Genomic DNA, 20,245 nt, shown 5'->3' on the forward strand with positions numbered 1-20,245 from the left:
ATCAAAAACCTTAAAATTTATATAAAAGAGGGAATACCAATCCCACATCAATAGCCATAAATCCCAGTATAATACCCAAAACACCCAAGAATATGGTTAGCCCCTGAACATTTTCTCGAATCTGTATGGAGAACTTTTTATAATCAATACCCCTGTTATTTATAATATTTTCTCTTTCTTCTACACTGTCCGTTAATGAGATATTATAACTTCCGCTCTCCACACTAAATGTATACAGTTTGATTCTGGCATCCTTAAAACTGTTTGCTGTAGTTCTAAAAAAATCAGGATATAATATTACAGACTTTCCTGTAGCATTATTTTTAAGTTTAATATCTAAATTATATATAGGAGATACTGAATACTTTTTTCCTGAAAGCCATATATCATATTTACCGCCATCCTCAAGTGTAAAGCTTCCGTCTATGGAACTGACAGGAATTTCATATATCATCTTAGCCTTGGCAAATGCGGTTATCTTTTTAATGCTGATAACCATCAGATATATTCCCACAGGTACAAGAAAAAACAATAAATATCTCAAATCCTTAATAGATTGTAACCAAGACATTTCCGTCCGCCTCCAACACTTCCTTATAAAAATCTTTCATCCTTTCAAAACAATCAAGAAGATCTTCTTTTATTTCTTCTTCTTCATCATCATAGTCCCAAATATCTGGATAAAGCTCTGCTTCTTTACCTTCTTCCATGCTAAAGCTTTCTAAGGCACTTTCCATATCAAAATCCTCAAGTACTTTTAATATATCGGAAACTCTATCCTTTTCAATATAAGCTATAAAATCTTCTATTTTTTCTATAGAAGTCACACCTACTACAGCTTCACTGAGAGGATCTTCCCATATAGGATCTGACGCACTTACTCCTGTCAGCATATAGTGAAGAAGATCCCAGTTCTTATCTATATCAAGAAGTATTTCAGCCTCCTCATTCCAATCTTCCACCTTTTCAAAAATATCTTCCTCATTGTCTAAATTTTTAAGTGTTTCCAACTCTTCGTCACTTAAATATTGATAGTTTGCTCTAAGTCCCATTTTTCTCTCCTTAAAATTAAAATATTTTTATAAATCTTTTTTGTAGTTTATCCGATGTATATCCTATATTCTCATAAAATTTATGTGCTTCCAAACGATAATTTGCTGAATTCAATCTAATAAAAGCCATATTATTATCCACAGCATATTTTTCAATACAGAACATTAATTTTTTGCCGACTCCCCTGCCCTGAAATTGTGGATCAACAGCCAAACCCAATATATTAAGACCTGGATCACTATACACACTTTCATATACTTGGGCGTGAACAAATCCTATAACTTTATGTATATTATCATCTTCATATACCGCAATAATATGATGTTTATTATCGCAAGATAATTTATTTATCTGATTCCTTACTGTGCTTATATCAACATCATAACCCAAGGCAACTTTACATATTTTTTGTATTTCTTCTGCATCTGATATATTAATTTCTCTTATCATATATGTTAAAATATCCTCTCAACCGCCCATTCTTGTATACTGAATACCCTTTTTCAAGCTTCCGTTCACAATAATACAATGTCCTGCAAAAATATCATTGTCATTAAAATATGCACTAAATAAACCTCCCGATGTCATAGAAATCGACTCTATAGTAATTCTCTTTGCAAAACTTTCTTCTGTAATTTTTGCAGCTTCTTCCTCAGATTCACACCAATCTCTTGCAAGATCCAGTAGCTTTACGGCTGCAAATGTTCTCATATCAGTATCCCATCTTTTACTGTCACCGAACATTTCTTTTATAGCTTTCCTTGCCTTTGTGATTCCCGATTTATTGTCTTTATCAACATCCAAGGAAATATCAATATTTTTATCAAGCCAAAAAATTTCCCCTTCAAAGCTGTTTACAGTTTTATTATATATTAGTTCACCTAGTATATCATCCTCTATGATTATCGGCTTTTTGTACTCAGTTAGGATTTCTTCAAGCTCCGGATTTTTTACATCTTTTTCTATTACATCCACAAGAAGAAAATCAAGTCTTTTTATCATAATCTTAGGTAATTCCTCAGGCAACTTCTTACGTACCTTCAAATGATAAATTGTTTCCTCATCAAATTCCGGTATCAAGCGGTTGTCATACTCTTCCTCGCTTGCTGCAAATACAAAACAGCACTCTTCTTTATAAAGCTCTCCTGTTTTCAAACTCTTATAAGCTAGGCAGCAAACCGCTACTTCCCAAAATCCGTTTCTCTTGCTTGTTATATCTCCCTCATGTCTAAGTACGAGAATTTCCTGCTCCTCTGTTTCAAAAGAACTTTCCCATTCGTTCTTAGTCATTTGGTTTCTTTTTCTCATATAATCTATGAGTTCCATTAAGGTTAACCCCCTATAAGTTGTGATAATTTATTCTCACTAAGCTCACCGTCAGTATATAACTTTTCAAGCAATTTTTCATCAAAATCCATTTCGTAATAATCCGAGACAAATTCTTTGAAATCCTCATATGTTTCACATATATATCCTATCATCCAGTTGCTTCCGTCATCATCTGCAAGCTTGTTTTGATGAAATTTTCCATCATACCAAATAAAAAATGTTGTTTCGTCTATTTCCCGGTCAGCAAAAAGTTTTCTGTATTTTTCATCGACGCCTTCATATATCTTTTCAATAATACTTCTATCAAACTTTTCCTTAGCAAATTGACTGAGGCTGCTTTCATGTGCAAATCCCTTTATTAAGACTATATCTTCTGTAAAAATAACATAGAGGGTATCGCCGGAGCCGTTATCTATAAGATATCTTAAATCTGTTTCACTTTCTTCTTTTGTTATTATTCTAAGGTATTCCTCCGAAGGGTCAGTCAAGGCATTGTCAAGAAAATATAATGCTTCAAGTCCGCTTCGCATATTACCGCAATTAATATATTTCATTCCATACTCCTATTCTAAATCACTTTTTTTATATCTTCCGGAAACATATCCTAAAATAAAAATCTGAGCTATATTCCATTCATTTGCAAGATAGATGCTGCATCTGATTTCATCACCTAAAGTATTTTTTGCAATAAACTCATATCTTCCCAGTTCTTCATTATTTGAAATTTTTTCAATATCTGCAGTATATGTTTTTTCAAAAAATGTATTAAAATTATCCCATACAGTTTCTGCATCGGCTTCTGTAAGCTCTATTTTAATACGATATCCGATACTACATTTGCATCTTTTCTTTCTTCCTTTTTCATCAGCCTTAAATACTTTTGTACTGCCCTTATCAAATTCCCAATCCTTATCCTTTAGTATCGGTATCTTTTCAGACAGTGTTTCCTTAAACTCAAATATATTGTCAGAAAAATATTTACAAGCTTTTTCAAAAATTTCTAAATTTTCCATTTTGACTATTCCTTATATGGTATTAAATACGCTCTAATTTCACGATCAAAAATATCAGTCCGCATCCACATAAAGATGATATTTTTTACAGTGTAAACATCTGAATAAGTATCCGCAAACAGATCCGTCTTTTACCAGATATTCTTCTATATCATCAAACTCTTTTCGTTTATTGTACTCTTCAAAGACTTCATCTGCAATTCCCATTTCCTTTAATTCTTTTGTACCTACACTACCAAGAAATGCACAGTAATCATTACAACAATAAAGCCAATATTCACCCTGCCAACTTAAATACCCCGGTGTTCTGTGGAACAGCTCATCCATCTTTTCCCTATCAGGTTCAAAGTCATCATCAACATCCTGAATAAAATCGGCATCATATTTCTTTGCGGCTTCTCCGTTTGAAATACATACAGGGCAAAGATAATCCACATCATCTACAGCATATGGTCTTTTTGCATAGTAGGTGTTACTTTCTTTACCGCAGCAAGGGCATACCTTTGCTTCACCTTCTATAAATGAACCTGTCTCCAAAGGATCCGGATGATATCGGAATTTTGGCAATAATTTTTTACGTTCTTCCCTTTTTAGCCTTTCCTTTTTATTTAGCGGCCTTGGTATTGCAAATCTGTCACCATGGCTCTCATTTAAATCTTTTAACCCCAAGAACTTTTTAATCTGTTTTCTGTCCGTTTTATCATATATATTCTCATACAGTTTATATGCACTCTCCATCATATAGAGCTGTTGATAGACATCTACCAGCACTTCTATGGCTTCTTTTTCCGTATGCTTTGACAATCTGTCTGCAAATTCATATAGTGCCGATACACTTTCACTACTCTCATTTTGTTTTATGAAGTTTTCTTTTAAATTTATATATTCTTTTAGAAATTCGTTCATTAATAATTTCTACCTTTCTATAATCAGAGCATGTTATAATGTCTTTTTACATACTCTATAAACTCATATATATCTTTAGATACCTCTTCCATTTCAGATGATCCAAGTGCTCCTAAATCATTTTTATATATGGTATCGTCCGAGTCCTTTTTTATGAAGAAAGCCAAATCTCCATCTTGACCTACCATAAAAAATTCAGGCTCATATTCGAAAACTTCATATGTCAGATTTCTTTCCGGCAAATCTTCTTCTTCATAAAGTATCACACCTGTATTTTCTATTGAAAATCCGTCACTTCCTTTTATTTCCATTAAAAACTTTTCATACATTTGGGGAAGATTAAAATTAATATTATTCATTACAGTACCTCAAAAATATTATAATCCAAACTTTTTCCAATCATTAACAGATTCTATAACCGGCAATACACTGTCAATTTCAAAGTTCTCCTCTTCATATGGCTCTTCGTATCCGTCTACTATTAATATTCCACAACATTTTATATGTGCATTATCATCTTTAATTTCTACAATTTCAAGCTTATAAAAAATCATAGGTTCCGATTCATAAATATAAAATGTATCTTCTCTCTCATCGCACTCTTCTAATGTATTTACACTAAAAGTTTCTCCTACAAGATCTTTTACACTACTTTTGTTTGAATCTATACTGTTTATACAAATAGACGGTGCTATGATTTCACCTCTAAAATCGCCCTCTTTAAAAACTATATCTACGGACCATGAGCCGTCTTCTTTATCAAACAAAAGGCAACTCTGTCTGTCACTTAAATCATCTTCAAAACAGTACTTTTCACCTATCTTCAGCATTTTATACTCCCTTTAGATTTATTATATAATTTCTATTCTAACCTTTCCTCAAAACTAACCCCGATACATGGCCATTTTTTTAGAAATATCCAATTTTTATCTGTTACTACTTTAAGTATATCTGTATCAAACTTCTTTATTTCTTCTATATTTGTTATCTCACCGCTGTAAACTGTACTCTTTTTATATGAAATATCTATACTCATATAGTCCTCATAGCATGATAAAAACGCCATTATTTTAAGATTATCTTTTTCATATGAATACCTGCAAATACCGGCTTCTTTTTCAAAAAGATAGGAAGGCTCACTTTCAAAAAATTCAAAAAAATCAAGTTCATCATATTTCATAAACATTTACCTCACACATATCTACTCTACTATATCATTAACATATAATCTGTATCTACTATAGTTTTTATAAAAAAAGAACCGGCTTTGCCGGTCCTTAGTATGTTAACTTTATTTGATACCCTGATCCTTCTTTACCTCTTCCAGCTCTGCAAATACCACATCATTTATTACTTTGATGTAAGTACCCTTCATGCCGGATGACCTGCTTTCTATTACTCCTGCACTTTCAAATTTTCTTAGTGCATTTACTATCACCGATCTGGTAATTCCTACTCTGTCAGCTATCTTACTTGCTACAAGCACACCCTCATTTCCGTTTAATTCATCGAAGATATGTATTATAGCTTCCAGTTCTGAAAAGCTAAGTGTTGATATTGCGGATTTTACAATTGCAATCTTTCTGTTCTCCTCTGCATTCTCCTCATTTACACTTCTCATCATTTCAAGTCCTACTACTGTTGTACCGTACTCACTTAATATTATGTCATCTATATCAAAGCCATTCTCCTCTTTGTAAATGAATACAGTACCAAGTCTTGAACCTGCAATATCAATCGGGCTTATAATAGCCTGAAATCTATTGACATTTTTCTCGTCAAACCCCAGTGTTGCAAGATTAACATTTTCTTTTGTGGACAATATTGAGAGCAGTCTTTCATTCAGCATTTCATCTATAAAGCCGCCTACTTTATCAGCAATCAGCTCTTTGATCTCAGATGTACCATTATGTGTTCCAACTCCTAATACCTTTCCCTTTTTACTAATAACAAGACTATTTGCCTCGAGTATTTCTGATAATACATCACATATATCATTAAATACTACTTTCTGTGAATTATTATTGTGTAATAACTTGTTAATCTTTCTAGTCTTATCCAATAATTGTACACTCATTCAAGAAAACCTCCCCTTAGAAAACAACGTATTTTCAATAAAGCTCACACTTGAATTTTAGCACAATTTGAATAAATGTACAACTTTTTTATATTATAATTCATATTATTTACTTATCTAAACTTATGTAATTCAAATAATATATTATTTCAATATAACACTTTATTTAAAATAACTGAATAAAGTTATCAATTTTATATGTAATCTGATAATAATATTCAAAAAGGCGAAGTTTTCACCTCGCCTCACACAATTTATAATTCACTATATATTTCCTTGCCATGTACATAAACAGCTTTTATATTTAATGACTTGTCCATTAAAACCAAATCAGCGTATTTTCCGTCTTCAATACTTCCTACTTTATCATATATGCCGATTTGTTTTGCCGGATTTATAGTAGCGGCTGCTATAGCATCCTCAAGTCTGATATGCATATCCTGTACCGCTCTCTTCATACATTCAAAAAGATTTGTAACAGAACCTGCTATAGTTCCGTCATCAAGTACTGCCTTCCTTCCGGTAACAAATACCTTCTGTCCTCCAAGTGTATACTCACCGTCACTAAGTCCGCATGCTCTCATACTGTCACTTATAAGTATAACTCTCTCATCTCCAAACATCTTAAATGTAGCTCTCACTACAGCCGGATGAATATGTATACCGTCACAGATAAGCTCTACACATACCCTATCATTGTCAATAGCGGCACCGATTACTCCCGGTTCTCTATGTGTAAAAGGTGGCATAGCATTGTAAAGATGAGTAACATGAGATGCTCCCTCTTCAAATGCCTTTACCGCTATATCATAATTTGCCATAGTATGTGCAATAGATACTACAACTTTATCCTTTACACCTGCTATGAAATCCATAGCACCCTCACCCTCAGGAGCGATATCTACAAGCTTAATAAGATTTCCTGACAACTCATTTAATTCATTAAAGAAATCCACATCCGTATTTAATATATACTTTGATGACTGAGCACCTTTTTTTGCCTCACTTATAAAAGGTCCTTCCATATTTATACCCACAAGCTTAGCACCTGTATCACCGTCATACGCGGCAGCTTTTTTCATAATTTCTTTAAGTTCATCTTTAGAAATAGTCATGGTGGCAGGACAAATACTTGTCACACCTACTTTAGCCTCGTATTCCGCTATATTCTTTATTGTATCTTCCTTTGCATCACAAAAATCATCACCCATGCATCCGTGGAAATGTATATCTACAAGTCCCGGTATGGCATAAAGTCCTGTAGCATCCACCTGCTTCCTGTCATCTTCCTGTGTAAACCCGAGGTTCATGAATGAGCTTTCTGAAAACTTCTCTCCTGAGATATGTATCTCTCTGTTTCTGAACACTCTGTCCGGATCAAACACTATCGCATTTTTTATAAGCATGACAAAGCCTCCACATCTCCTATCAGAATAAAATCATTATGTAACTGCAATATAGATGCAGGTACCTTAGGTGTAATAGGCCCAAAGAATGCTTCTTTTACAATTTCAGCCTTTCCCTTACCGTTTACTACCATAAGTACACGCTTTGCTCTCATAATACTTCCGATACCCATAGTATATGCCTGCTTAGGGACATCATCTACACTTGCAAAGAATCTCTTATTGGCCTCTATTGTACTCTCTGTCAAATCTACCACATGAGTCTTGTCAATAAATTCATCACCCGGCTCATTAAAACCGATATGTCCGTTATTGCCAAGTCCAAGAAGCTGTAGATCTATTCCACCGTAATTTTTTATAATATTTTCATAGTCCTGACCTGCCTTAAGTGCATCGGGCTCCATACCGTCAGGTACATTTGTATTATTTTTATTTATATTTATATGATCGAAAAGATGTGAATGCATAAAATAATAATAGCTTTGATCATTATCCCTTGTCAGCCCTCTGTACTCATCAAGATTTACAGTTTTGATTTTACCAAAATCAAGTCTGCCTGCCTCATATCTTCTTACCAATTCTTCATATGTCCCTATAGGCGTTGAACCTGTTGCAAGTCCAAGTACGGCATCAGGTTTTAAAAGTACCTGTGCACCTATTATGTCTGCCGCCATTTCACTCATTTCTTTATAATCTTTTGCACATATAATACGCATATTGCCGTCCCCCTATGCTAACTGTGATTTAAACTCTTCCTTTGCCTTATCAAGCGCATCCTTGATACCTGCAGGATTCTTTCCTCCTGCCTGAGCGATATTCGGTCTACCACCGCCGCCGCCACCTACAAGTGTAGCAATTGCTTTGATGATATTTCCGGCATGCGCTCCTGCTTTAAGTGCATTATCACCTGCCATACATAAAAGATTTACCTTACCGTCAACATCTGATGCAAGTACAACCATACCCTCATCAACATCATTCTTAAGCTTGTCACCAAGATTTCTAAGCTCATTCATTTCAACACCGCTTACCTGCATTGCAATAAACTTGATGCCGTTTATGATTTCAATATTTTCGGTGCTGTATCCCAGTGCTTCACTTGCAAGTTTTGCTTTAAGCTTCTCATTCTCAGACTTAAGGGCTTTCATCTCATCAAGTAAGTTCTCAGCCTTTGTAATAAGTTCAGATTCACCTGTTTTTAAAAGCTCAGCAACCTTTTGCATTCTGTTTTCTATATCCTGATAGAATTCTATAACGCCGTCACCTGTAAGAGCTTCTATTCTTCTTACACCTGCAGCAATACCGTTTTCTGAAAGAATCTTGAAAAGCTTGATATCCGATGTGTTATGTACATGAGTACCTCCGCAAAGCTCCTTTGAGAAATCTCCCATGCTTACAACTCTTACATCGCCCTGATATTTTTCACCGAAGAGTGCCATAGCACCGCTCTTTTTAGCATCTTCCACATTCATTATATCTGTAACTACCGGAAGAGCTTTATTTATCTCTAAATTTACAAGTGCCTCTACCTCTGCAATCTCTTCTCTTGAAAGGCTCTTAAAATGTGTAAAGTCAAATCTAAGTCTGTCTGCAGCCACATAGCTTCCTGCCTGCTCGACATGGTTTCCAAGCACCTCTCTGAGTGCCTTATGTAAAAGGTGAGTTGCAGAGTGGTTTGCCGCTGTTTTCTTTCTGTTCTCAGAATCTACAACAGTTTCTACCTTATCTCCAAGCCTAAACATTCCCTGACTTACAAATCCTACATGACCTATCTTATCACCTGCAAGCTTGATAACATCCACTACATTAAATACGGCATCATCTTTCTTTATCACACCGATATCCGCATTCTGACCACCCATGGTAGCATAGAATGAAGTCTTATCAAGAATAATTGTTCCATGATCACCCTCTGCAATAGCCTCAACTATTTCATCCTCTGTAGTAAGTGCGGTTATCTTACCTGTATCAAGAAGGCTGTCATAGCCTTCAAACACTGTAGTAAGCTTCGGATCAAGTGACTGATATATAGTAACATCGGCTCCCATATAGTTTGTAGCTTTTCTTGCTGCTCTTGCCTGATTTCTCTGAGCCTCCATAGCCTTATTAAAGCCTGCCTCATCTACACTGAATCCCTTTTCTTCAATTATCTCTTTTGTAAGGTCAAGAGGGAAACCGTATGTATCATACAGTCTGAATGCATCCTCACCTGAGATCACCTTTTCACCGCTCTTTGTGAGGTTCTCTTCTATCTCTGCAAGGATTGAAAGTCCCTGGTCTATTGTCTTATCAAACTTGTTCTCTTCCTCAGTAAGAACCTTAAGGATCATCTCCTTCTTTTCTTCAAGCTCAGGATAACCGTCCTTTGAAAGCTCTATTGCTGTATTTGCAAGTGAAGCTAAGAAAGTATCCTTTATTCCAAGCATTCTTCCATGTCTTGCAGCTCTTCTTAAAAGTCTTCTGAGTACATATCCTCTACCTTCATTACTTGGCATAATACCGTCAGAGATCATAAATGTGCATGATCTTATATGGTCTGTAATAAGACGGAGTGATATATCCTTTTTTGCATCTTCTTTGTATGAAGTTTTTGCCAAGTCTGCAACTCTGTCAAGAAGATTCTTTATAGTATCAACCTCAAATATGGACTCTACATCCTGAAGCGCTACCGCAAGTCTTTCAAGTCCCATACCTGTATCTATATTCTTTTGGATAAGCTCTGTGTAATTGCCCTTACCGTCCGAGTTAAACTGTGAGAATACATTATTCCATACTTCCATATATCTGTCACAGTCACAACCTACAGTACAGCTTTCCTTACCGCAACCGTACTTTTCACCTCTGTCATAATATACTTCCGAACAAGGTCCACAAGGCCCCTCTCCATGCTCCCAAAAGTTGTCTTCTTTTCCGAACTTAAATATTCTATCAGCCGGAATACCTATCTCTTTATTCCAAATCTCAAATGCTTCATCATCCTCTAAATATACTGAAGGATAAAGTCTGTTTACATCAAGACCTGCCACCTCTGTTAAAAATTCCCATGTCCATGCGATAGCCTCATGCTTAAAATAATCTCCAAACGAGAAGTTTCCAAGCATTTCAAAGAATGTACCATGTCTTGCTGTCTTTCCTACATTCTCAATATCTCCTGTACGAATACATTTCTGACATGTACATACTCTTCTTCTTGGCGGTATCTCCTGACCTGTAAAATATGGCTTAAGCGGTGCCATACCTGAATTTATCAGTAATAGTGAATTATCATTGTGAGGAACCAAAGAGAAGCTCTTCATTACCAAATGACCCTTACTCTCAAAAAAATCAAGGAATTTCTTCCTTATTTTGTTTACCCCGTTTTCACTGTTAAAATTTTTGTTACTCATATATCTGTTATTTTCCTTTTCTCATATCTCTTGCTTTTTTGCCCAGCTTTATACCTATAAAAGCTAATATTCCAAAAATGATAGCCTTAATTAAACTTCCTATAAATGATGATAAAAAAACAGCCATAATACACCTCACTTATTCTTAGGCAATGCCTTCTATTTTTATAGACAAAACTGTTTTTATAATATCACAATCATTGTTAAAACTCAATGTCCATATTGTAATGGTAAAATATTGTAATGATAAACTAATAAAAAAGCGATGCCCATATAAAGCATCGCCTTTTTGAAAGTAAATATTTACTATTTAACAATCAGTTTTTTAGGATCATATAGTCCCAAGATTTTATTTTTCATAATGCCTTTTCTTCCTGCATGATTTGGAGAAATTGTTAAGTCTTCCCTATCATTTTCTGCATCATTTTTTTGATGTTCTACAGGCTTTGTGGCATTACTGTCTGTAGCAAGTCTCTGCTGTGCCGCCATATCTTTATTTGCCATTCTAAAGCCGCTTTGGTCAGCAAATGCTTTTTTAACAGCCTTTTTTATAGCAACTGATGATACTGTTGCACCGCTTATACTGTCTACCGAATCAATTTCAGATGCCTTCTTTCCTGCAAAATTAGGCAACATTCTTAATGCATTTGACCAGAAGCCGGCATTAGCTCCCGGGCTTGTTTCATTGTCCTCTACGCTTACGATAACTCTGGTCTTTTTATTGAAGGTCACTCTGAGGCTTGCATAGTATCCGAACATTGTAACATTCTCTACAACATCTTTTACTATATTGTCCTGTCCTTCTTCTTTTTCTTTAGCTTCACCAAGTTCAAACTTAAAGCTTGTGGAGCAGTATCCGTCTTTCTTATTTGCATCTTTTAAGATAACTGTATACTCTCCCATACCTGTGTTTTCTGTGCTCTTTATTGAAAGAGTTTCATTTGTTTTATCAAATATATAATCGCTTCCTTCAACAAGTTTCTTAGTATTATCTTTTGAACCGAAGTATAGATCACCAATCTCATATCCCTCATAAGGCATCTTTCTCATATCAAATGTTACATCTGCCCCATTTTCCGCACTAAACTCTGTTTTTGATGCAATAGCAGGTATATGACTGCTGCGAAGTCTCTTAGGAATATATAATTCCAATCCGTCTATCTCAAACTTCTTGTGATCACTTAGTAAATATGTAATTTTGTAAATCTTATCACCCGGTAATGAAGCAAAACGCTTATGTGCTAAATTACCGCCATATTTGCCCATCTCCACTGAGAATGCCAGCTCACCGTCAGCGATAATATTGTCAACATGTGACAATCCGAAAACTTTAGCATTTCTCTTACTGCTTCCTGCCTCAAATGTTACACCGAGTACATTCTTATCAGCCTTTATTTCTTCAGGCAAACCTTCAAGGTTGATTTGATAATTTCCATACTCACTTTGATCTGTGAGTGAAACTCTTACATCTGAAGGGTTGGCATTTATTTCAGGAGTATTCTCACTTGCTTTCATTTCGGAGATTGTAGAATCATAATTAATAACCTTATAAGTAGGTAATTCTGTTTTTGTAACTTCTCTGCTTATTCCGGTAACGGAATCCGGAGCAGTCATGCTTGTAATTGCCGGAATAAGTGCTGTATGATTTTCCGCACCTACTGCCGCCAAAAGTTTTACCTTTGCATACAAATCGGCATCTACCTGAACCGGTGTTTTAACCCCTTTAATTTTATATCCTGTCTTAGTCTTATCAGTGTAAGCCGCTGTGGCAAATTTGCCATAATTTTCTATATTTGAAGAACTTACCGAATCATATCTTCCCCCAAAGCTCATCGTCTGCAATGGAGTAGGCTCCTGACCTATTGTAGGATCACCTCCGAATGTAGGTGCGCTTCTTATAGCTAAAAGCTCTCTTAAATAGAAGTATGAATATGGGAAATCAGCAGTACCGTATAGATTTCCTGTAAGTTTTTGATCATCCTCTACATAGTAGTATACCTTAGGTACATATGGGTTCCTTACCAGATTAGCCTTATTGGTTACATCCTTGCCATTTACAATAAATGTCATATTCGTATTTTTAGGATCATACTTTTTGTAATAATAAGTATGTGTCTCTCCGTCCACTACCAGATCCAATTTATCCATATTGGTTTCTTCGGATACGGGTGGCTTAGGGAATGCGTCCTTTACGGCATTTTTAATAGCATTTGATGAAAGTGTTGCCCCTGTAACAGCATCAACGGTATCCACGCTGTCCTTTGTTTTACCTACAAGTTTATCAAACATTCCAAGCGACATATTCCAGAAAACTCTGTTATGGGTATTTCCAGGATCTGTACCGTCATCTTCAACTTTTATAATTTTCCCGGTTTTTTCATTATATGTTACCAAAACTTTTGCCTTATAGAAGAAAGTCTCCATCTGAGCCTCTCCCTTTGCAGTCTTTATAGTTTCGGCTTCACTTTCACCACCTTCGTATTTAAACCTGAGTCCTATACTTCCGTTTCCAAACTGCGGGCTGTGATAATCTACAAGTTTGATATTTAAAATATTGTCGCTCTTTGTAAGGCTGTAATTAAGCTGTATGCCATTTGAATCAAGTACTTTTACTGTAAATGTATCTTCATTCCATTTATTCTCATACTTTTTAGGTATTGTGACATCCAGCACTAAATGTGCATTACTTCCTTCAAACTCCTGCTTTGTAATGCCTGTTTTATTGTAAATAAGTTCCTGCTTATCATATAATTCAACTGCAGCCGGTAATACCTGCTCTTTCTGTGGTGTTTCCACAAACTTAAAGCCTATCCATACATAGCCTCCGCTTTCATGGAATGCTCTGTAGTTGGCAAAGTCCACTGTAAGTACACTGTATTTCTTTCCTACCTTTGTTCCAAGCAGTACTCCGTCCTCATTATAGGCTTTTACAGTGAAGGTATCCTTATTCCAGTTCTCATACTCTTTAGGTATCTCAACATTAAATATCTTTAAATACCCCTGCGCTTCTCTAAACTTATTAAAGTCTACATTTACCGTTGTAAGCTTCTTATCGCCCGCATAAAGCTCAATCTTTGCAGGTGCCTGTTTCTTTGGATCGGATACATTTACCGTAAATGTCTTTTCTACAGTCTGTCCGCCTATGCTCTTTTTGATAGTGATTGTTTTCTCACCTATATCAGCACTTGTAAATACATATCCGTTATCAGGATCTGAGGTGAATCCTCCTGTCTTACATGCTTCCCAGCCTACAAATGCCTTATTGTTTCCGTTCTTTGTTACGGCATTTATCTCAAGCCCTCCGATTTCAAGGCTGTCTCCTACATAGTAGTTTTTCTTTATAAGCTTTGTCTCAAGCGCAAATGATGCTATCTCCGAGGTATCCTTTGATACATCCACTATTACCGCATATACATCATATCCCCATGCATCATATCCCGGATGAGCTATCTCTTTCATATTGAAGCGCCACTGTGAAAGATCTCTGTCATACTTTGCCTTTCCAAGCTCCTCTTCTCCGGAGTAGATTGTCATTTCTTTTATCTTTCCCTTAGCCTCAACTGTATAGCGATATTCATCCTTACTTAATGTAATATCCTTTGTTTCTCCGCTCTCATATGAGATAACTATCTTATCAGGATATTTTTTACCAAGCTTCTTTCTTACCTGAATCTCACTTTGTATATCTATCAGAGAATCCGCATTCTTAAAATGTACATGCACAAACTCAAGCAATGACGGCAATGCGCTTCCATGTAGAGGATCGGTAACTATTCCATACTCTTCAAACTCTGCAGGTGTTATCTCTTTTACCTCTCCACCCTTTAAATGAAGCTTAAGCACTGTTTTTGAAAGATCAAGGCTCTGACCTGTTGCAACACTGTCAGGTCTTGTTTTAAACTCAATATAGTCAATTCTTTGAACTTTTTGATCTTTTTTAAACTTCTTTGATCTCTCAAGGGCATTCTCAACCGCACTTACATGTCCCTGTGCTGTTTCTGTTGCTCCGCTGACCGCATCAAAAATCTCTCCTTTTCTCTCACTTAGCTGCTTTTTGATTCCGTCAACATTTTCAAGTCCCTTAAATTTCTCAAGAAGGTAATCTCTCTTTCTTTCATAGCTTCCCGCTATCTTATCATCATCTGTATATACTACCGAATCCACCTTCTCGATTTTTCCGTCCTTTATAGTAACCTTAACTATATTTGAACCTCTTTGAAGCTTATATCTGCTCCATGTAGCTGTTCCATACCATTCACCGTCCACATATTCGCTTTGGCTTGCAGCTGTTTCCACAAACTTAAAGCCTAGCCATACATAACCTCCGCTTTCATGGAATGCTCTGTAGTTGGCAAAGTCCACTGTAAGTACGCTGTATTTCTTTCCTACCTTGCTCTCAAGTAATACTCCGTCCTCATTATAGGCTTTTACGCTGAAGGTATCCTTAGTCCAATTTTCATACTCTTTAGGTATCTCAACATTAAATATCTTTAAATAACCTTGAGCCTCTCTAAATTTATTAAAGTCTACATTTACTGTTGTAAGCTTCTTTTCGCCCGCATAAAGCTCAATCTTTGCAGGTGCCTGTTTCTTTGGATCGGATACATTTACCGTAAATGTCTTTTCTACAGTCTGTCCGCCTATGCTCTTTTTGATAGTGATTGTTTTCTCACCTATATCAGCACTTGTAAATACATATCCGTTATCAGGATCTGAGGTGAATCCTCCTGTCTTACATGCTTCCCAGCCTACATATGCCTTATTGTTTCCGTTCTTTGTAACGGCATTTATCTCAAGTCCTCCGATTTCAAGGCTGTCTCCTACATAGTAGTTTTTCTTTATAAGCTTTGTCTCAAGCGCAAATGATGCTATCTCCGAGGTATCTTTTGATACATCCACTATTACCGCATATACATCATATCCCCATGCATCATATCCCGGATGAGCTATCTCTTTCATATTGAAGCGCCACTGTGAAAGATCTCTGTCATACTTTGCCTTTCCAAGCTCCTCTTCTCCGGAGTAGATTGTCATTTCTTTTATCTTTCCCTTAGCTTCAACTGTATAGCGATACTCATCCTTACTTAATGTAATATCCTTTGTTTCTCCGCTCTCATATGAGATAACTATCTTATCAGGATATTTTTTACCAAGCTTCTTTCTTACCTGAATCTCACTTTGTATATCTATAAGAGAATCCGCATTCTTAAAATGTACATGCACAAACTCAAGCAATGACGGCAATGCGCTTCCATGTAGAGGATCGGTAACTATTCCATACTCTTCAAACTCTGCAGGTGTTATCTCCTTTACCTCTCCACCCTTTAAATGAAGCTTAAGCACTGTTTTTGAAAGATCAAGGCTCTGACCTGTTGCAACACTGTCAGGTCTTGTTTTAAACTCAATATAGTCAATTCTTTGAACTTTTTGGTCTTTTTTAAACTTCTTTGATCTCTCAAGGGCATTCTCAACCGCACTTACATGTCCCTGTGCTGTTTCTGTTGCTCCGCTGACTGCATCAAAAATCTCGCCCTTTCTCTCACTTAGCTGCTTTTTGATTCCGTCAACATTTTCAAGTCCCTTAAATTTCTCAAGAAGGTAATCTCTCTTTCTTTCATAGCTTCCCGCTATCTTATCATCATCTGTATATACTACCGAATCTACCTTCTCGATTTTTCCGTCCTTTATAGTAACCTTAACTATATTTGAACCTCTTTGAAGCTTATATCTGCTCCAGGTAGCTGTTCCATACCATTCACCGTCTGTAAGAGCATTTTTGCTCTCGCTTGGCTTACTCTCTTCCTTATTTTCAGGTGCCTTTGGCTTTTCGCTTGGCTTGCTTTCTTCCTTATTTTCAGGTGCCTTTGGCTTCTCGCTTGGCTTGCTTTCTTCCTTATTTTCAGGTGATTTCGGCTTCTCGCTTGGCTTACTCTCTTCCTTATTTTCAGGTGCCTTCGGCTTTTCGCTTGGCTTACTCTCTTCCTTATTTTCAGGTGTTTTCGGCTTCTCATTTGGATTGCTTGACTGCCCTGCTCCTCCTGATGATCCGCCCGAACCGCTTCCACCATGGCTTCGTCTCTGTCCTGATGATTTTTCTCTTCTTGATTTGGAAGCTTTTGATGTATCGGTAGAAGTATTGGAACCGCCTCCGGTAGTTCCGGAGTTACTTGTTGAGAACCCCTTTCCTGCAATATACTGTACTTTCCCTGAGTCATCAGTCCATTGACCGTTTTCATTAATTTTAAATCCGTCAGGTGTGGTCTTACCGACAACCATTCCGCCACCATCTTTTCCCGGTGTAGGATCAAAATAATAGCAATATCCGTCTACCCACTGCCATCCGGTAAGCATTCCTCCACCTGTTGCAGGATCAGGATTGAAAAAATACCATTTGCCTTCCGGATTTTTATACCATCCGGTATGCATATGTCCGGATACACCATCCTTGTCAGAGTCAAAATAATAATCTACTCCATTTATATTTTGCCATCCGGTCTTCATATCTCCCGTTTCAGGATCAAGATAATACCATCCTGAAGAAGTTTCAACCCAGCCCTTATGGACTTCATTCTTTTCATTATAAAATTTCCAGGTATCACCTGATAATTCCCACTTCCCCTTTGTAACATCCCCTTGGCTTGGAAATGTATTCACAAATGCTAATGTAGAAGCAAACATCAATGTAGCTATTCTATTGAATGTTCTTTTCACAAAATAAGTACCCCCTCTAGTATAAGTGTAGTAACATCTAATATTATATGGAATGAAAAATAATCTTAGTAAACTATACTTTTAATGCCTCCTTTCTAAAGACAATCAATTTGATATTCGTTTCCAAATTATTTTCTGTAAATTTATGCATTGATGATAATTACTTAAATTAGTAAGTATAACCTAACCCAAAGATGTAAAAAAAGAGCTTTCAAACTCTTAGTACAGACTTATTTGGCATTTCGCTTATATTTTCAGACAATAATAAATAAGAATATATATTGATATGTGTATTTTTTCATCCATTATGTTTGTTATTCTATCATAGTGCATATAAATAATAAAGGAATTTTGTGTTTTTTATTAATACATGCAATATTTCTACATCAGTATAAATTCTGTAATATCCTAAAATAACTTTGTTCAAGTTTTTAACAAAGTGATGAAAATTACATTCAATATTTTGTTGCATAATTATTATTAAAACATAATATCTATAAATTTTAGTTTCATTTATTTCTCTAAATAATGCAGTATATATAGATATACTGTGGTATAATGTATTTTTAAAATTACTATTAAGATTTAAGTTTAGGATAGAGGTAATAAAATGGCTTTTGACGGCATAGTAATATCAAATTTATCATATGAACTAAATACAAAGCTTGTAGGCGGCAGAATTTCAAAAATTTCCATGCCTGAAGAAAACGAACTTATTTTTACAGTTAAAAATAATGCAAAAACTTATAGACTTTTGGTATCTGCAAGTGCTTCACTTCCACTTGTATACCTTACGGATGTAAATAAACCCGCTCCCAAAGTTGCTCCGGCATTTTTAATGCTTCTTAGAAAATACATTGGAACGGCAAAAATAACCGATATATTCCAAATGGACCTGGAAAGAATATTATGTTTTGAACTTGAGCATTTAAATGAACTTGGCGATATCAGTCACAAAAAAATGTATGTGGAGATAATGGGAAAGCACTCAAACATAATATTTACCGATGAAAATAATAAAATAATTGATTCTATCAAGCGAATCTCCGCAAATATGAGTTCTTTAAGAGAAGTACTTCCGGGAAGGGAATATTTCCTGCCTGATGAATTAAAGAAAAAAGATTTATTAAATACGGAACTTGAGGAGTTTACAGAGATTTTAAAATCAAAGGAGTATGCCCTGTCAAAGTCAATATATATGAACTTTGCAGGTATCAGTCCGCTTATAGCTGAGGAAATAGTTTTAAGAGCTTCCCTTTCCTCTCAAGCTCCTTCAACATCTCTTAGTGAACTTGAGTATACTCATCTTTTTCATACAATAAAGAATTTACTTGAAGATATAAGTTCTCACAACTTCTCACCTAATATTGTATACAGAAAAGAAGAAGCTCTTGAGTTTTCTTCTGTTGAACTTTTCTCGTATAACAGTGAGGAATATAAAAAAGAATCCTATGATTCTGTAAGCAAGATGTTATATGATTTCTACTCTTCCAGAGAAGCCTTTGTACTTAACAGGCAAAAGAGTTCGGATCTGCGCCGTATTGTAAATACCGCACTTGAAAGAGCAAGTAAAAAGTATGATTTACAGGAAAAGCAACTTCAAGATGCTGATAAAAAGGATATTTACAGAGTATACGGAGACCTTTTAAATACTTACGGGTACAGCCTTAAAGGAGGAGAGAGTTCCTTTACCACAGAGAACTTCTATGATGATAATAAGGAAATAACCATACCTCTTGATAAGAACAAATCCGCAAAAGAAAATGCAAAGAAATATTATGATAAATATGCAAAACTTAGCAGAACTACAAAGGCACTCAGCGAAGAGATTTTAAATACAAAAAATGATATTGAGCATTTACTCTCCATACAGACTGCACTTGACGTTTCAAGTGATGATGAGAGTCTTTCTCAGATTCGTCAGGAGCTTGTGGACTTCGGATATATTAAAAAACATTCTTCGGGTAAACAAAAAAAGAGTACATCTCATCCATATCACTATATTTCGACTGACGGTTATGATATATATGTGGGTAAAAATAATTATCAGAATGAGGAGCTTACCTTTAAAGTCGCTACCGGAAATGACTGGTGGTTTCATGCCAAGGGAATACCGGGTTCACATGTCATTTTAAAAGCAAACAATGAAGAAGATTTGCCTGACAGAGCATATGAAGAAGCCGCCGCACTGGCTGCCTTCTATTCAAAGGCAAAAGATTCCGAGAAGGTTGAAGTTGACTACATACAAAAGAAAAACATAAAAAAAGTTGCAGGTGCCGCTCCCGGCTTTGTTATCTACCATTCCAACTGGTCAATGGTAGCTACACCAAGGGCGGATCTACAACAAAAATAATTTATAAGGGC

At 35.8% G+C, this 20,245-nt stretch carries 16 protein-coding genes; 1 reads left to right on the top strand and 15 read right to left on the bottom strand.

All coding sequences use genetic code 11. The annotated features are described in order from the left end of the window. Positions 1–10 precede the first annotated feature (10 nt). The 15 genes from EHV10_RS06380 to EHV10_RS14925 all read right to left on the bottom strand — a co-directional run bounded on the left by EHV10_RS06380 (position 11) and on the right by EHV10_RS14925 (position 17,881). Positions 11–571, bottom strand: a complete 561-nt coding sequence (locus tag EHV10_RS06380) for a hypothetical protein (protein ID WP_128673940.1) — start codon at positions 569–571, stop codon at positions 11–13. Beyond that, a complete protein-coding gene (locus EHV10_RS06385) occupies positions 549–1,052 on the bottom strand; it encodes a YfbM family protein (RefSeq protein ID WP_128673941.1) in 504 nt (167 codons plus the stop codon). The genes EHV10_RS06380 and EHV10_RS06385 overlap by 23 nt, the downstream gene beginning before the upstream one ends. A 16-nt stretch (positions 1,053–1,068) precedes the next feature. After that, entirely contained in the window at positions 1,069–1,503 is a 435-nt protein-coding gene (locus tag EHV10_RS06390; RefSeq protein ID WP_128673942.1) for a GNAT family N-acetyltransferase, read from the bottom strand. 18 nt (positions 1,504–1,521) lie between these two features. Continuing rightward, entirely contained in the window at positions 1,522–2,379 is an 858-nt protein-coding gene (locus EHV10_RS06395) for a DUF2262 domain-containing protein (protein WP_128673943.1), read from the bottom strand. A gap of 5 nt (positions 2,380–2,384) precedes the next feature. Further along, positions 2,385–2,936, bottom strand: coding sequence for a hypothetical protein (locus tag EHV10_RS06400; RefSeq protein ID WP_128673944.1), 552 nt, complete (start codon positions 2,934–2,936; stop codon positions 2,385–2,387). Positions 2,937–2,945: 9 nt separating this feature from the next. Beyond that, complete coding sequence (locus EHV10_RS06405) at positions 2,946–3,395, bottom strand: hypothetical protein (protein WP_128673945.1); 450 nt, start codon at positions 3,393–3,395, stop codon at positions 2,946–2,948. Between the two features lie 54 nt (positions 3,396–3,449). Continuing rightward, positions 3,450–4,301 (bottom strand): CbrC family protein, encoded by an 852-nt coding sequence (locus EHV10_RS06410; RefSeq protein WP_128673946.1) that lies wholly within the window; start codon positions 4,299–4,301, stop codon positions 3,450–3,452. 23 nt (positions 4,302–4,324) lie between these two features. Further along, positions 4,325–4,660 (bottom strand): hypothetical protein, encoded by a 336-nt coding sequence (locus tag EHV10_RS06415; RefSeq protein WP_128673947.1) that lies wholly within the window; start codon positions 4,658–4,660, stop codon positions 4,325–4,327. Positions 4,661–4,678: 18 nt separating this feature from the next. Further along, a complete protein-coding gene (locus tag EHV10_RS06420; RefSeq protein WP_128673948.1) occupies positions 4,679–5,131 on the bottom strand; it encodes a hypothetical protein in 453 nt (150 codons plus the stop codon). Positions 5,132–5,163: 32 nt separating this feature from the next. Then, entirely contained in the window at positions 5,164–5,481 is a 318-nt protein-coding gene (locus tag EHV10_RS06425) for a hypothetical protein (RefSeq protein WP_128673949.1), read from the bottom strand. 111 nt (positions 5,482–5,592) lie between these two features. Beyond that, positions 5,593–6,378, bottom strand: a complete 786-nt coding sequence (codY, locus tag EHV10_RS06430; RefSeq protein ID WP_128673950.1) for a GTP-sensing pleiotropic transcriptional regulator CodY — start codon at positions 6,376–6,378, stop codon at positions 5,593–5,595. 254 nt (positions 6,379–6,632) lie between these two features. Then, positions 6,633–7,784, bottom strand: a complete 1,152-nt coding sequence (nagA, locus tag EHV10_RS06435) for an N-acetylglucosamine-6-phosphate deacetylase (RefSeq protein WP_128673951.1) — start codon at positions 7,782–7,784, stop codon at positions 6,633–6,635. Then, on the bottom strand, positions 7,775–8,500 hold the full coding sequence (nagB, locus tag EHV10_RS06440) for a glucosamine-6-phosphate deaminase (protein ID WP_128673952.1): 726 nt from the start codon (positions 8,498–8,500) through the stop codon (positions 7,775–7,777). The genes nagA and nagB overlap by 10 nt, the downstream gene beginning before the upstream one ends. A gap of 12 nt (positions 8,501–8,512) precedes the next feature. Further along, complete coding sequence (gene alaS / locus EHV10_RS06445) at positions 8,513–11,170, bottom strand: alanine--tRNA ligase (protein ID WP_128673953.1); 2,658 nt, start codon at positions 11,168–11,170, stop codon at positions 8,513–8,515. A gap of 306 nt (positions 11,171–11,476) precedes the next feature. After that, positions 11,477–17,881, bottom strand: a complete 6,405-nt coding sequence (locus EHV10_RS14925; RefSeq protein WP_243116084.1) for an FMN-binding protein — start codon at positions 17,879–17,881, stop codon at positions 11,477–11,479. 610 nt (positions 17,882–18,491) lie between these two features. Between EHV10_RS14925 and EHV10_RS06460 the strand changes: the two genes are divergently transcribed. After that, a complete protein-coding gene (locus EHV10_RS06460; RefSeq protein WP_128673954.1) occupies positions 18,492–20,234 on the top strand; it encodes an Rqc2 family fibronectin-binding protein in 1,743 nt (580 codons plus the stop codon). Positions 20,235–20,245 lie beyond the last annotated feature (11 nt).

Origin of the sequence: Lachnoanaerobaculum gingivalis (assembly GCF_003862475.1) — a bacterium.
GTDB lineage: Bacteria > Bacillota > Clostridia > Lachnospirales > Lachnospiraceae > Lachnoanaerobaculum > Lachnoanaerobaculum gingivalis.